Origin of the sequence: Nocardia sp. NBC_00508 (assembly GCF_036346875.1) — a bacterium.
In the GTDB taxonomy this organism is placed as follows: domain Bacteria; phylum Actinomycetota; class Actinomycetes; order Mycobacteriales; family Mycobacteriaceae; genus Nocardia.
In genome coordinates, this window is record NZ_CP107852.1 from 5954425 (window position 1) to 5967961 (window position 13537).

The following is a 13537-nucleotide window of genomic DNA, read 5'->3' on the forward strand; positions in this document are numbered from 1 at the left end:
CCATGCCGTTCCGCGCGTTGCAGCGGATCGCCGCCGATCGCACGCCCCCGCCCCGGGCCGGCGAACGGTGCGAAATGTGTGCAGAGCCGATCGCCGACGAGCACCAGCACGTGGTGAACGTCGAAGGCAGGCAGCTGATGTGCGTATGCCGCGGCTGCTATCTGCTGTTCGTCGACCAGAACGCGCAGCTACGTTATCGGGCGGTGCCGGATCGGTATCTCGCGTTTCCCGATGTCACGATCAGCCAGGCGGAATGGGACACGCTGGAGATACCGGTGGGTCTGGCGTTCTTCTTCCGCAACTCCGCGCTGGGGCGGATGGTGGCGTTCTATCCCGGCCCGGCGGGCGCCACCGAATCGGAACTGCCGCTGGCGGCGTGGGACTCGATGCTCCAGCGACATCCCGAGCTGGACGTGCTCGCCCCGGACGTGGAGGCGCTGCTGATCCGGATGCCCGAACGAGGAACCGAGCAGGCCGGGTGCCTGCTGCTGCCGATCGACGCGTGCTACGAATTCGTCGGCCGGATGCGGCTGCTGTGGCGCGGATTCGACGGCGGCCAGGACGTGCGGCGCTACCTGGACGAGTTCTTCGCCGCCGCGTCGGCGCGCGCGACACCCGGCGGTGCGGCATGAGCCCGGTCTACTCCACGACCTTCGCCGTGCTCGCGATGAAGCCGGAGCCGTACGCCGCGGCGCCGATCCTGTCCGCGCGAGTCGGCATCGCCGCGCTCGCGGAGGAACCCGTGCACGCCATCGCGTTACGCGCGCAGGTGCGCATCGAGCCGTTCCGCCGCGGCTACTCCGACGAAGAGGCCGCGGGGCTGGTCGACTTGTTCGGTCCGCGGGAGCGGTGGCGCGACACCCAGCGCTCGTTCCTCTGGATGCACTGCGCCACCATGATTCCCGGGTTCACCGGGGGCGCGGAGATCGATCTGCCGATGCCGTGTACCTACGACTTCGAGGTGAGCGGATCGAAGTATCTGCACGCGTTGCGCGACGGCGTGGTTCCGCTGCTGTTCCTGTTCAGCGGGACGGTCTTCATCAAGGGCAGTGGGGGATTCGCCATCCAGCAGATTCCCTGGGATCGCGAAGACAAGTTCGACATGCCGGTCTCGGTCTGGCACGACCTGATGGCCGCGCACTTCCCCAACTCGGGCTGGTTGCGCCTGCACAAGGACACCCTCGGCGCGCTCGCCGCCTACAAATCCGGCCACGGCCTGCTCGGCTTCGACGACGCGGTGACCCGGCTGCTGGCTCGCTCCGAGGAGCTCCCGTGACCACCGCCGAATCCCGCGCCCGCGCCCGCGCCGTGGCCGACGCCGTGCTCTACGAGGGGTACCTGCTCTACCCCTACCGAGCCGACGCGCGCAAGAACCAGTCGCGGTGGCAGTTCGGCGTGCTCGGACCGGAGGGTGCCGCCGCGACCGGGTTCGGCGAGGAGTCGACGCTGTCGGCGCAGTGCCTGATCGATCCGGGCGAGAACCCGCAAGTCGCCCTCACGATCCGCTTTCTTCAGCTCCAGCGCAGACAAGTGGTGGATGCCGACGGCTCGCCCGTCGCCGAGCTGACCGAGGGGCAGCGGTCGTGGCTGTCCTGGGACGAGGCGGTCGAGCAGGAGATCGTCGTCGGTCCGGTCGCGCCCGCGAATATCGTTCGGCCACTGCGTATTCCGGGCGGAACCGAGACCGAGCAGATCTCGGGGGACGCCGGTCCGGCGGAGGGTGCGTTGGTGCGGACCCGGCTGCCGCTCGCGGGCGAACTGACGCTCGCGACCGACTGCGACGACGGCTACTTGCGGCTGACCCTGGTGCTGCGCAACGAGGGCCCGCCCCCGGCCGACCAGCGCGACGCCATCGCCCGCTCGCTGATCGGCGCGCACGTCATCGCGGAGATCACCGGCGGCCAGTTCGTTTCGCTGCTGGACCCGCCGCCCGATGCCGCGGCCGCGGTCGGCCGCTGCGAGCGGCGCCGCTGCTTTCCCGTGCTCGCCGGGCCACCCGGCGACTACAGCATGCTGCTCATCTCGCCGATCATCCTCTACGACCATCCGGAGATCGCCGAGCAGAGCGAGGGCGCGCTGTTCGACTCCACCGAGATCGACGAGATCCTCACCCTGCGCGTGCTGACGATGACCGACGCGGAGAAGGCGCGGGCGCGTGCCACCGATCCGCGCGCGGCGGAGATCATCGACCGCTGCGAGGGCATGACACCCGAGGCGATGCAGCAGTTGCACGGCGTCCTGCGCGATCCGCACCCCGATCGTCCCCGGCTGATTCCGGAGATCCCCGATGGCGTCGATTGGTGGGATCCGCTGGCCGACAGCGCCGTTCGCCCGGAGGCCGATGCGGTGCCGGTCGCGGGCGTGCTGGTGCGCCAGGGCAGCCGGGTCCGGCTGCATCCCTCCCGGCGGGCCGACGCGCAGGACCTGTTCTTCGACGGCATGTGCGCACGGGTCGTGTCGGTGCACGAGGACGTGGACGGGCGGGCGCACGTCGGGGTGGTCCTGGACGACGACCCGGCGGCCGATCTGCACGAATGGTATGGCCGCTACCTGTATTTCGCGCCCGACGAACTGGAACCGCTCGAAGATCCCGAGAAGTGAAAGGACGTTCGCTATGGAAGCAGTGGGAGTGGTGTCGACGGCCATCGTCGCCGTACTGGCGGGGGTGGGCCTGTACCTGGGTGTGCGGGCGATACCGGATCTAAGGCGATACCTGAAGATCCGGCACATGTAGTGGACGACCGGAAAGGAACATCATGGGTGAGCAACGCGAAGAGCCACAGCCGGCTCGCGGAGCGCCGGGTTCGCGCGACACCGGCGCCGACACTGTCGCCGGGGGACCGGCCGAACGGAAGCCGGGGGACATCGGCCACGAGGAGACCACCTCCGCCCACGGCACCGACGCGGAACGGGAGGCCGAGTTCACCTCGTCGCCCCCCTCCGGCGCCGAACCGGCAACCCCGCCCTACGAAGGACGTAAGCAGACCGCCAACGCGCCCGACGAGACGGCAACGGGCAAGGTCGACGACGCGGACGTCGGCGGCGCGACGGCGCCGACCGAGGGGGAGGGGTGAGCCCACGGCCACGGTGCTGATCGCCGGGATCGGCAACATCTTCCTGGGCGACGACGGATTCGGACCGGAGGTGGTGCGGCGCCTGCCGCACCACCCGGGGGTGCGCGCGGTGGACTACGGCATCCGCGGCATGCACCTCGCCTACGACCTGCTCGATCCCTGGGACGCGCTGGTACTGGTGGACGCCGTGCCCGGCCGCGGAGCGCCCGGCCGCGTCGAGGTCTTCCGCGCCGCGCCGGAGGACGGCGACCCCGCGCATCTCGACGCGCACGCGATGACTCCGGCCGCTGTCTTCGCCGGAGTGCGCGCGCTGGGCGGTGCGCTGCCGCCGACCGTCGTGGTCGGCTGCCAGGTCGCCTGCGTGGACGAGGGCATCGGCCTGTCCGCACCGGTCGCCGCCGCGGTCGACGAGGCGGTCGCCGCCATCGGCGGTGTGCTCGCCGAACTGCTCGGTGCACCGGTCGCACGTTCCGGTGACGCCGGGACGGCACACCACGGCAGGGCGCGAGACGACACCTTGCCGCATCCGCCGGCCACAGTGCGACAGGAGGACTGACCGATGTGTCTCGGCATCCCCGGGCGGGTGCTGGAAATCCCCGAGGGCTACCACGACCAGATCGCTTTGGTCGACGTGTCCGGCGAGCAGCGGAAGGTCAATATCGGCCTGCTCGACGACGATCCGGCGCGACCGGGCGACTGGGTCATCATCCACATGGGTTTCGCGGTGGAGAAGACCGACGAGGCGGGTGCCGCGGCGGCCATGGACGGGCTGCGCCTGCTGCAACGCGGAGACCAGCCATGACCGCCGCGCGGCTGCGGCGGCGACTGGTCGTGCGTGGGGTGGTCCAGGGCGTCGGGTTTCGCCCGTTCGTCTACACCACCGCGGCCGAACTGGCCCTGTCCGGCAGGGTGAGCAACGACAGCAGCGGGGTCGTCATCGAAATCGAGGGCGCGCCAGCGGATTTGGAAGCTTTCACCGAGCGGCTGCACCTGCGGCCACCGCCGCTGGCGGTGATCGAGTCGGTCGAGCAGGCCGATATCGCCGTGCGCGGCGGCACCGGCTTCCACATCGCCGGGACCACCTCCGACGGTGGCGGTCGTACGCTGGCCTCACCCGATGTCGCCCTCTGCGCCGACTGCGAACGTGAGCTGCGTGACCCCGCCGACCGCCGCTATCGCCACCCATTCGTCAACTGCACCAACTGTGGTCCGCGATTCACCATCATCGCGAGCCTGCCCTACGACCGTGAGCGCACCTCCATGGCGGACTTCGCCATGTGCGACCGTTGCGCACGGGAATACGCCGACCCCGCCGACCGGCGCTTTCACGCGCAGCCGATCGCCTGCCCCGACTGCGGTCCGACCCTGAGCTACTCGGGGCCGGGCACCGGTTCGCCGCTGGCGGCCGCGCGGGAGCTGCTACGCACGGGCGGGATTCTGGCGGTCAAGGGCATCGGCGGATACCACCTCGCCTGCGACGCCACGAACGAGGCGGCTGTCGCCCAGTTGCGCAGCCGTAAACGCCGCGGTGACAAGCCTTTCGCCGTGATGGTGCCCGACCTCGTCACCGCGCGCACCATCGTCGCGGTCGACGACGCGGCCGAGGCACTGCTGACCAGCCCCGCCCGGCCGATCGTCCTGCTCGCCCGCCGGTCCACGCTGGTGGAATCGGATGGCGCGGCCGGTGCTTCGGGAACATCCGGGCCCGCTTCCGGCTCAGGCGATGCCGTCGGACCGCCGAGGACGGGAGAACCCGTCGCGCCGGGCTCGCCTCGCCGCCCGGTCCCGGCCGCGTCGGTCGCGCCCGGCAATCCGGACCTGGGTGTCATGCTCGCCTACACCCCGCTGCACCTGCTGCTGTTCGGACTGCCCGGCGATTCGCCCGGCCCGCAGGTGCTCGTGATGACCTCGGGCAATCTCGGTGGCGAACCGATCTGCTACGAGGACGACGACGCCCGCACCCGCTTGGCCGGACTGGCCGACGGGTGGCTATCGCACAACCGGCGCATCCTGGTGCCCTGCGACGACTCGGTGGTGCGCCCCCTCGACGGCCACGAACTGCCGGTCCGGCGCTCGCGCGGCTACGCGCCGCTACCACTGATGCTGCCGGTGCCGCTGCCGCCGACGCTCGCCGTGGGCGCCGACCTGAAGAACACCTGTGCCGTGGCCGACGGCCGCTACGCCTGGCTCAGCCAGCACATCGGCGACATGGACGATCTGGCGACGCTGCGGTCCTTCGACACCGCGCAGCGTCACCTCACTGCGCTCACGGGGGTGGCTCCGGTGCAGCTGGTCGCCGACGCCCATCCCGGCTACCGCTCCACCGCGTGGGCGCGCAGGCACGCGGGCGAGCGATCGGTGTACACCGTGCAGCACCACCACGCGCACATCGCCGCCGTGATGGGCGAGCACGGACTCGGCCCGACCGAGCAGGTGGTCGGCATCGCCTTCGACGGCACCGGGTTCGGTCCGGACGGCGCGGTGTGGGGCGGCGAGGTCCTGCTCGCGGGCTACAAGGGTTACCGGCGCCTCGCCCATCTGAGGTACGTGCCGCTGGCAGGCGGCGATCTCGCGGTGCGCAGGCCCTATCGGATGGCGCTGGCGCACCTGTGGGCGGCCGGGATCGACTGGGTGGAGGAGATTCCCGCGGTCGCGGCATGTCCGGCCGACGAGCGATCCGTGCTGGCCCACCAGTTCCGGACCGGGCTGGGCTGCGCGCCCACCTCGAGCATGGGCCGGCTGTTCGACGCGGTGTCCTCGCTGTGCGGGGTACGGCACGTGGTCGACTACGAGGCCCAGGCGGCGATCGAGCTGGAGGGGCTGTCACGCCGCAGCGCGGAAGACTCCACCGAATACCGGTTCCCCATCGATGACGGCGATCCCGCCGTCATCGATCCCGCCCCGGTGCTCGCGGCCGTCGTGTCCGACGTGCGCGCGGGGGAACCGGCCGAGGTGGTGGGCGCGCGGTTCCACGCCGCCCTGGCCCGGCTGGTGCTCGATCTCGCGCTCCGCTACGCCGCCCCGGCGACGATGGTCGCGCTGTCCGGCGGCGTCTTCCAGAACGCCCTGCTGCTCGCACGAGCGTGTGCGTCGCTGCGGGACAACGGTTTCACCGTGATCACCCACCGCCGACTGCCGCCCAACGACGGCGGCCTCGCGTTCGGGCAACTCCTCGCGTGCAGCGAGGGATGAGCGAAGGAGAACAACGATGTGTCTTGCGGTACCAGGCAAAGTGCTCAGCCTGCACGAGCGGGACGGCACGTTGATGTCGGTCGTCGATTTCGGCGGTGTGCACAAGGACGTGTGCCTGCAATACATCCCGGACGCGGCGGTCGGTGACTATGTCGTGGTCCATGTCGGCTTCGCGATCCAGCGGCTGGATGAGGAGTCCGCACTGCGCACCCTGGCCGAGTTCGAGCACCTGGGCGTACTGAACGAGGAATTCGGCGACGGGTTCGAGATCGCCGCAAAGCAGGCGGGTGTGCAGAACCCCGCCGCCGAGCCACCACGCGAGGAACCGGAGGCGACGTCATGAAGTATCTGGACGAATTCAGCAACCCCGAGCTGGCCCGGCGCCTGCTCGATCGGATCCGCGCCGCGACCAGCCGTCGCTGGGCGATCATGGAAGTCTGTGGCGGACAGACCCATTCGATCATCCGCCACGGCATCGACCAGCTGCTGCCCGACCAGATCGAGATGATCCACGGCCCCGGCTGCCCGGTCTGCGTCACCCCGCTCGAGGTGATCGACAAGGCGCTGGAGATCGCCGCGCGGCCGGGGGTGATCTTCTGCTCGTTCGGTGACATGCTGCGCGTGCCCGGCAGCGCCAAGGACCTGTTCCAGGTCAAGAGCGAGGGCGGCGACGTCCGGGTGGTCTACTCGCCGCTGGACGCGCTCAACCTGGCCAAGGAGAATCCCGACCGCGAAGTCGTGTTCTTCGGCATCGGCTTCGAAACCACTGCCCCGGCCAACGCCATGACCGTGTACCAGGCGAAGCGGCTCGGCATCCGGAACTTCTCGCTACTGGTGTCGCACGTGCTCGTCCCACCGGCCATCGCCGCGATCATGGAATCGCCAACCTGCCGGGTGCAGGGCTTCCTCGCCGCCGGACACGTCTGCACCGTGATGGGTACCCACGAATACCCGCCGCTCGCCGAGAAGTACCGGGTCCCGATGGTGGTCACCGGCTTCGAGCCGCTGGACATCCTGGAGGGCATCCGGCGCACCGTGCTGCAACTGGAATCGGGCAGGCACGAACTGGAGAACGCCTATCCGCGCGCGGTGTCCGCGGCGGGCAACCCCGCGGCGAAGGCCATGCTGCAGGACGTCTTCGACGTCACCGACCGGGCCTGGCGCGGCATCGGCGTGATCCCGCGCAGCGGCTGGCAGCTGTCGGAGCGCTACCGCGAATTCGATGCCGAACACCGGTTCGCCGTCGGAGACCTGCACACCGCCGAGTCGACGATCTGCCGCTCCGGCGAAGTGTTGCAGGGATTGATCAAACCGAACGAATGCGCGGCCTTCGGCAAGCAGTGCACGCCGCGAAACCCGTTGGGCGCCACCATGGTCTCCTCCGAGGGCGCGTGCGCGGCCTACTACCTGTACCGGCGGCTGGATCTGCCCGCGGCGGTGGCTCATGCGTGAGGAAGGCGCCGCCCCAGCGACGATCGACATGGAGGGCTGGGTCTGCCCGATGCCGCTGCGGGACTCGCCGAACATCGTGATGGGCCACGGCGGCGGCGGTGCCATGTCCGGCGAGCTGATCGAGCATTTGTTCCTGCCCGCGTTCGGCGCGGCCGCGCACGCGGATCTGGGCGACTCCGCGGTGGTCACGCTCGGCGGCGCGCGGCTGGCCTTCTCCACCGATTCGTTCGTGGTCAAGCCGATCGTGTTCCCCGGCGGCACGATCGGCGAGCTCGCGGTCAACGGCACGGTCAACGACCTGGCCATGTCCGGTGCGCGCCCGATGGTGCTGTCCACCGCGTTCATCCTGGAGGAGGGCACCGCGCTCGCCGACATCGCCCGCATCGCGCAGGACGTCGGCACCGCGGCCTTGGCGGCCGAGGTCCAGTTGGTCACCGGCGATACCAAAGTCGTCGATGCCGGGCACGGTGACGGGATCTACCTCAACACCACCGGAATCGGTCTGGTAGACCCCCATGTGGACATCCGGCCGCAGCGCGCGACCCCAGGTGACGTCGTGCTGGTCAGTGGGGATATCGGCGTGCACGGCGTGGCGGTGCTCAGCTGTCGCGAGGGACTGGAGTTCGGTACCACCGTGCTCAGCGACACCGCGCCACTGCACGGGTTGGTGGCCGCGATGCTGGCCACCGGCGCCGATGTACATGTGCTGCGCGATCCCACCCGTGGCGGCGTCGCGGCGTCGCTGAACGAGATCGCCCGCGCCGCGAATACCGGTGTGGCGCTGGACGAGCGGCGCCTTCCGGTGCCCGACGCGGTGCGCGATGCCTGTGGGCTGCTCGGGCTGGACCCCATGTACGTGGCCAACGAGGGCAAGCTCCTGGCATTCGTCGCTCCCGAGGACGCCGACCGCGTGCTCGCGGCCATGCGGCAACACCCGCTGGGTGCGCAGGCCGCGGCAATCGGCCAGTGCGTCGCCGAGCATCCCGGGATGGTGGTGGCTCGCACGGCGCTCGGCGGCACCCGCGTGGTGGATCTGCCCGCAGGCGAACAGCTTCCGCGAATCTGCTGACCCGGCGGATTCGAAATCGGTGAAAGGTCCTGCTGATGTCCGGTGGCGGAGCGGAGATGTTCGCCCGGTACGCCTACGCGCCCAATCGGCTCGGCTACTGCGGGCCACCCGACGCGGCCGCACTGCGGGACGGGTCGGACGAGCAGGTGCGTGCGGTGGCGCGCCGGTTCACCGGCGCATGGCCCTATCTCCAGGTGATGGCGAGGATGACCGGCATCGCCGATCCGCTGGATCGCCGCCTCGTCGAGTCCTACTGGCTGGGCGGCGGGGTGGGCGCTGCCCTGGAGCCCGCCGAGTTCACCGCCGAGCTGCTGGCACTCCTCGGCCCGGTCGCGGGCGGGTACTGGACGCACTTGAACCCCCAGCTGTCCGAGGAGGCTGCGGCCAACCATTGCTTCCACGTCTTCGGCGTATACCCGTGGTCGCGGCTGCTCGGCCACGGTTCGGAGCATCCTCTGCACGTGCTCGACAGCTGCCGGATCACCTGGGGAACGGTGCTCGACCGTACCGATACCGAGATCGCGCTGCGTTGTCGCAGACTCCATTGGGACGGACAGCGTCTGGGCTTGTCACCGGAAACGGTGCGGCACATGCCGATTCGGGTGGACGGTTATGCGGCCGTGCCGGACGTGTCGGGAGGGGAGCGGGTCGCGGTGCACTGGGGGCGACTATGCGGACGCCTCGACGAAGCGCAAGTGCCCGCTCTGGAAGCGGGGACGGTGCGTCAGTTGGAGGCCACCAATCGGCGGCTCGCCCGCGCAGCGGCGCGGCCGGTGTCTCGGTGAGGAAAGTTGTTCTCTGGCGTCGAGAATCGGAGGTAAGAACATGGCTGTCGGAACCTTCTCCTACCAGAATGCCTCGGGCTACCCCGGTGAGATCGAAAATCCGGACGAGTACCGGACCTACAACATCGACATCGGAAAAGGTTCGGTGGACAACCGGACCAATGCCACCGTTCGCCTCTATACGCGGCGTGATGGTCAGGGCGATTCCGACTATCTGAACCCGAATTCCAGCACGTACACGGACAAGAGCTACCAGAGTTGCGTATTCACCACCTGATGTACCCGGGCTCGACCGGCGGGCCCGAAGCATCCGGCATGCCTCACCACGGCAGCAACGATGAGCGGCGATGACGTCGTGCCGCGGAGGCTCGCCTACGGTGCGGTCCGGCATGGCGAAGGGCCGCGCGATCCCTGCGCGGCCCTTGGTCTTTCGCCACCCGGGTGGTCAGATCTTGCGGATGACCGTGACGACCTTGCCGAGGATCTGGGCGTCGTTGCCGGGGATCGGCTCGAAGACCGGATTGTGCGGCATCAGCCAGACGTCCTTGCCGGTGCGCTTGAAGGTCTTCACCGTGGCCTCGCCATCGATCATCGCCGCGACGATCTCGCCGTTGTCGGCGACGTTCTGTTGCCGTACGACCACCCAGTCGCCGTCGCAGATCGCGGCGTCGATCATGGACTGTCCGACCACCTTCAGCAGGAACAGCGAACCGTCGCCGACCAGTTCACGCGGCAGCGGGAACACGTCCTCTACGGCCTGCTCGGCCAGGATCGGACCACCGGCGGCGATGCGGCCCAGCACCGGGACGAACGTCGGCACCGGCCGCTCGGCGTCGGCGTCGTCCGCCGCGGCGCCCGGCAAGCTGGTCACGGACCGCACCGCTTCGTCCAGGCCCCGGACGTCCACCGCGCGTGGCCGATTCGGATCGCGGCGCAGGTAGCCCTTGCGCTCCAAGGCCCGCAGCTGATGGGCCACCGACGAGGTGGACGTGAGCCCCACGGCGTCGCCGATCTCCCGGATGCTCGGCGGGTAGCCGCGTTCGCTCACCGAGGTCCGGATCACCTCCAGCACCTTGCGCTGACGCACGGTGAGTTCCGCCCCGGCACCCGTCGAGTCGGCGCCGATTTCGGTCTCGTCCCCCGTGTCGTCTGTGTGCCTCACCGCAACCGCCCTTTCCTGCTGTGCCCCGGCCGGCCCGCCCGGCGCGTGTGTTCCTGGCTTGTCAAGTCTTCGGTCCTTCGAATCTAGTCCGGTAACGCCGATGTATCAAACATCTGTTCGACGCATGTCGGGGTGTTTCTGCTGACTTTGTCGGCGGGCCGTGGTAGAAATCGAACATCAGTTCTTCGAACACATGATCGAATATGCGGTGAACATGTGTTCGAACAGCGAGCATCGGCTCGAACGGCGGCGGAGCACCCACTACGGAGGTTTGTCCGATGAGTACTGCGATCAGCGAGACCACCCCACCGATCGGCGGGACGGACGCGGCGCTCGCTCGCCGCGTCGTCGATCTCGATCCGGCGGAGGACGATCTGGGGTATGACACCGCCCGGCGAGTGCTGTGTGGCGGTACGCGCTCGAGGGCGTTGACGCCCACGCATCGGTCCGCGGTCGATCGGCGCCCGCGCGATTCGCGTCCTGATGGCGGTGTGGCCGGATATGGCACCGGCGCAAGGGCTTTCGTGCGCACGCAGGCCTCCGGAGTGCATCCGATGCGTCGCGTCGAGCAGGCGCAGATCGGGTTCGCCGCGCTAGCCGTCGCGGCGCTGCTCACCGCCTTGGTGGTGGCGGGGCTCATCGCGCTGGCGCACGCGCGCTCGGGCGACTGGGGTGGCGCATCCGGTGGATCGGCCCCCGCGGTGGTGGACGGCGCGGAGGGGCATGGCGAGGCGCACCCGCGCTGACCGGGGAAAGCGGCCACTGGAGGCGGCCGGAATTGTTGATCGTCAAACTAGAACGTGTTGCTACCGTGCTGAGAAAGTGATCTGGGCAACACTGCCCGAACGATGTCGGGACTTTTCAGCACATGACACGTCGCACCGCCGGCCGCTCGGTCCGCCTCTTCGCTCGCGCCGCCGCGTTGTCGCTGTGCCTCGTCTTCGGACTCGGCACGCAGCAGACCGCGCAAGCCGAACCCGTCTACGCGGCCTATCTCGATCTGCCCTCCGTCAATGGTGACGGCGCGGGCGGGGGTGGCCTGAATCCACTTCTGCCGCTGGATGAATCGATTCTGGCGCAGGCGGTGCACGAGGCGCGGACCGACGGCGTGGCTCCACGCCGTTACGCGACGCTGCTACACCAGTATTGGTTGGTGGTCGCCACCCGCAACGCCGCCATCGACCTGGCGGCCTGGGATCCCGGTCGTGGCCCGCGGGCGAACGAACGCACATTCAGCCAGGTGTACGTCAACTATCTGCGGCTGGCCACGCGGCATCCGGAGTTCTATTGGGCGGGCCTGGCCGGGATCGCGGGCGGATCGTTCGCCTCCGGATTCTTCGACATGGGCGATGCGGGGATCGTCCTGGACGTGCCGGGCATCCATCAGCTCGGCAACGCCATGGCCGATCTGTTGCGCGCCACCCCGGCGGAATTGGTGGGTGCGCTGCCGGAGGACATCCGGCTGCTGGCCACCGAGGGCTCCCGGCTGAGCGCCGAGGACGTCACCTGGTACCAGACCCGCTTGATGATCATGCAAAAGCACATCTTCACCGACCTGGTGCCGATGCACGAGGCGTACGCCGCGCTGGGCATGCGCGGGATCGACGAGATGTACGCGGCGGGCGTGCTCGACGACGGCATCCACGCGGCCTGGGAGTCGATCGCCGCGGGCACCCGGGACGGCTACATCGACGCGTTGATCCGGATGACCGACCGGGAGCAGAACGACATCGTCGCCGACCAGTGGGACGAAACGGCGGCGGGCCGTGCACCCATCGGCCGCGTTCTGACCTATGTCAGCACCGTCGTGGGCAAACCCGGCGTCCCGGGCGTCCGCGCACCCGGCGTGTTCGCCCCCACGGTGGTTCGCGTCGATGTGTCGGGCCGCAGCCTGGCGCTGCGCGCCCCGCTGCCCGATTTCAACTGGGCCGACCGCGCGACCCGCTGGGAGTACATCACCGGTGACCTGGTGCCGCGCCACATCGACATGGAAACCGACGCCGTTCTGGCGGGCGCGGTCCTCGGCGAGCCGCTCCGGAGCAAACTCGCCCGCGGCCGCCTGGCGGCACGGTTGCCGGACCTTCTCACGGACCTGACCGCGCACTGGCAGATCGCCGGATGAGCCGATCGATCCCGCGGTAGCCGGGAGGGAGTGGGACGATCCGGGCACCCAGACGGGTATTCTCGAAGTGTTATGCAGGTATTCCGCGTGTCGAACGGGGAATACTTGGTGCCGGGGTATAGACCTCCTGTACACGTGCTCGCCGGAACGATCATCGCGATCGGTGGCCGGTCCGGACGCGAGCACGCGCATCGACGAAGGATTTCTCGGATGCATTGCCCGTACTGCCGACACCCGGACTCCAGGGTCGTGGACTCGCGCGAAGCCGACGAAGGCGCGGCCATTCGCCGTCGCCGCGCCTGCCCGCAGTGTGGTCGGCGGTTCACCACGGTGGAAACCGCGATCCTGTCCGTGGTCAAGCGCAGCGGGGTCACCGAGCCGTTCAGTCGCGAGAAGGTCATCCGTGGCGTACGCCGCGCGTGCCAGGGCCGCGAGGTCGATGACGACGCGCTGAACCTGCTCGCGCAGCAGGTCGAAGACACGGTGCGCGCCAAGGGTTCTCCGGAGGTGCCCAGCCACGAGGTGGGCCTGGCCATCCTGGGGCCGCTGCGTGATTTGGACGAGGTGGCCTACCTTCGGTTCGCCTCGGTCTACCGATCGTTCACCTCGGCCGAGGATTTCGAACGCGAGATCAGGGAGATGCGGCAGGCCCGCGCCGAGGCGCTGTCGGCCGCCGACTGA

The 13537-nt window shown here is 69.4% G+C and carries 16 protein-coding genes and 1 pseudogene; 16 read left to right on the plus strand and 1 reads right to left on the minus strand.

Annotation, left to right across the window (positions count from 1 at the left end):
- Positions 1-2: 2 nt before the first annotated feature.
- The 13 genes and pseudogenes from OHA40_RS26695 to OHA40_RS26750 all read left to right on the plus strand — a co-directional run bounded on the left by OHA40_RS26695 (position 3) and on the right by OHA40_RS26750 (position 9849).
- Entirely contained in the window at positions 3-632 is a 630-nt protein-coding gene (locus OHA40_RS26695; RefSeq protein ID WP_330234394.1) for a DUF5947 family protein, read from the plus strand.
- Positions 629-1276 (plus strand): DUF6084 family protein, encoded by a 648-nt coding sequence (locus OHA40_RS26700; protein ID WP_330229603.1) that lies wholly within the window; start codon positions 629-631, stop codon positions 1274-1276. The genes OHA40_RS26695 and OHA40_RS26700 overlap by 4 nt, the downstream gene beginning before the upstream one ends.
- On the plus strand, positions 1273-2601 hold the full coding sequence (locus tag OHA40_RS26705; RefSeq protein WP_330229604.1) for a hypothetical protein: 1329 nt from the start codon (positions 1273-1275) through the stop codon (positions 2599-2601). Before OHA40_RS26700 ends, OHA40_RS26705 begins: the two co-directional genes overlap by 4 nt.
- 13 nt (positions 2602-2614) lie before the next feature.
- The gene (locus tag OHA40_RS34785; protein ID WP_442943819.1) at positions 2615-2734 is read left to right on the plus strand and encodes a DUF6893 family small protein; all 120 of its coding nucleotides are present in this window, start codon (positions 2615-2617) and stop codon (positions 2732-2734) included.
- 22 nt (positions 2735-2756) lie between these two features.
- Entirely contained in the window at positions 2757-3074 is a 318-nt protein-coding gene (locus OHA40_RS26710; protein WP_330229605.1) for a hypothetical protein, read from the plus strand.
- 13 nt (positions 3075-3087) lie between these two features.
- A pseudogene (locus tag OHA40_RS26715) lies at positions 3088-3546 on the plus strand (hydrogenase maturation protease); the annotation flags it as partial.
- A gap of 87 nt (positions 3547-3633) precedes the next feature.
- Positions 3634-3876 carry a HypC/HybG/HupF family hydrogenase formation chaperone gene (locus OHA40_RS26720; protein ID WP_330229607.1) on the plus strand — a complete coding sequence of 81 codons (243 nt, stop codon included), beginning with the start codon at positions 3634-3636 and terminating at the stop codon, positions 3874-3876.
- A complete protein-coding gene (locus tag OHA40_RS26725; RefSeq protein WP_330229608.1) occupies positions 3873-6266 on the plus strand; it encodes a carbamoyltransferase HypF in 2394 nt (797 codons plus the stop codon). Before OHA40_RS26720 ends, OHA40_RS26725 begins: the two co-directional genes overlap by 4 nt.
- 16 nt (positions 6267-6282) lie before the next feature.
- Entirely contained in the window at positions 6283-6609 is a 327-nt protein-coding gene (locus tag OHA40_RS26730) for a HypC/HybG/HupF family hydrogenase formation chaperone (protein WP_067473178.1), read from the plus strand.
- Positions 6606-7718 (plus strand): hydrogenase formation protein HypD, encoded by a 1113-nt coding sequence (gene hypD / locus OHA40_RS26735; RefSeq protein WP_330229609.1) that lies wholly within the window; start codon positions 6606-6608, stop codon positions 7716-7718. The genes OHA40_RS26730 and hypD overlap by 4 nt, the downstream gene beginning before the upstream one ends.
- Complete coding sequence (gene hypE / locus OHA40_RS26740; RefSeq protein ID WP_330229610.1) at positions 7711-8787, plus strand: hydrogenase expression/formation protein HypE; 1077 nt, start codon at positions 7711-7713, stop codon at positions 8785-8787. The genes hypD and hypE overlap by 8 nt, the downstream gene beginning before the upstream one ends.
- 35 nt (positions 8788-8822) lie before the next feature.
- Entirely contained in the window at positions 8823-9572 is a 750-nt protein-coding gene (locus OHA40_RS26745) for a DUF6390 family protein (RefSeq protein WP_330229611.1), read from the plus strand.
- Between the two features lie 40 nt (positions 9573-9612).
- The gene (locus tag OHA40_RS26750; RefSeq protein ID WP_330229612.1) at positions 9613-9849 is read left to right on the plus strand and encodes a hypothetical protein; all 237 of its coding nucleotides are present in this window, start codon (positions 9613-9615) and stop codon (positions 9847-9849) included.
- Positions 9850-10017: 168 nt separating this feature from the next.
- On the opposite strand, the gene lexA is transcribed toward OHA40_RS26750, so the two are convergent.
- Positions 10018-10734: a transcriptional repressor LexA gene (gene lexA, locus OHA40_RS26755; RefSeq protein ID WP_442943821.1), complete on the minus strand. Its 717-nt coding sequence runs from the start codon at positions 10732-10734 to the stop codon at positions 10018-10020.
- 278 nt (positions 10735-11012) lie between these two features.
- Between lexA and OHA40_RS26760 the strand changes: the two genes are divergently transcribed.
- The 3 genes from OHA40_RS26760 (at position 11013) to nrdR (ending at position 13537) form a co-directional block, all read left to right on the plus strand.
- Positions 11013-11480 (plus strand): hypothetical protein, encoded by a 468-nt coding sequence (locus OHA40_RS26760; protein ID WP_330229613.1) that lies wholly within the window; start codon positions 11013-11015, stop codon positions 11478-11480.
- Positions 11481-11602: 122 nt separating this feature from the next.
- On the plus strand, positions 11603-12856 hold the full coding sequence (locus OHA40_RS26765; protein WP_330229614.1) for a hypothetical protein: 1254 nt from the start codon (positions 11603-11605) through the stop codon (positions 12854-12856).
- A 210-nt stretch (positions 12857-13066) separates the two neighbouring features.
- Entirely contained in the window at positions 13067-13537 is a 471-nt protein-coding gene (gene nrdR, locus OHA40_RS26770; RefSeq protein ID WP_330234396.1) for a transcriptional regulator NrdR, read from the plus strand.

Coding starts and splice junctions, on each gene's coding strand:
- OHA40_RS26700 (WP_330229603.1), top strand. CDS start 629: ATGAGCCCGGTCTACTCCACGACCTTCGCCGTGCTCGCGATGAAGCCG.
- OHA40_RS34785 (WP_442943819.1), top strand. CDS start 2,615: ATGGAAGCAGTGGGAGTGGTGTCGACGGCCATCGTCGCCGTACTGGCG.
- nrdR (WP_330234396.1), top strand. CDS start 13,067: ATGCATTGCCCGTACTGCCGACACCCGGACTCCAGGGTCGTGGACTCG.
- OHA40_RS26695 (WP_330234394.1), top strand. CDS start 3: ATGCCGTTCCGCGCGTTGCAGCGGATCGCCGCCGATCGCACGCCCCCG.
- OHA40_RS26710 (WP_330229605.1), top strand. CDS start 2,757: ATGGGTGAGCAACGCGAAGAGCCACAGCCGGCTCGCGGAGCGCCGGGT.
- OHA40_RS26750 (WP_330229612.1), top strand. CDS start 9,613: ATGGCTGTCGGAACCTTCTCCTACCAGAATGCCTCGGGCTACCCCGGT.
- OHA40_RS26720 (WP_330229607.1), top strand. CDS start 3,634: ATGTGTCTCGGCATCCCCGGGCGGGTGCTGGAAATCCCCGAGGGCTAC.
- hypE (WP_330229610.1), top strand. CDS start 7,711: ATGCGTGAGGAAGGCGCCGCCCCAGCGACGATCGACATGGAGGGCTGG.
- OHA40_RS26725 (WP_330229608.1), top strand. CDS start 3,873: ATGACCGCCGCGCGGCTGCGGCGGCGACTGGTCGTGCGTGGGGTGGTC.
- OHA40_RS26730 (WP_067473178.1), top strand. CDS start 6,283: ATGTGTCTTGCGGTACCAGGCAAAGTGCTCAGCCTGCACGAGCGGGAC.
- OHA40_RS26765 (WP_330229614.1), top strand. CDS start 11,603: ATGACACGTCGCACCGCCGGCCGCTCGGTCCGCCTCTTCGCTCGCGCC.
- OHA40_RS26760 (WP_330229613.1), top strand. CDS start 11,013: ATGAGTACTGCGATCAGCGAGACCACCCCACCGATCGGCGGGACGGAC.
- OHA40_RS26745 (WP_330229611.1), top strand. CDS start 8,823: ATGTCCGGTGGCGGAGCGGAGATGTTCGCCCGGTACGCCTACGCGCCC.
- hypD (WP_330229609.1), top strand. CDS start 6,606: ATGAAGTATCTGGACGAATTCAGCAACCCCGAGCTGGCCCGGCGCCTG.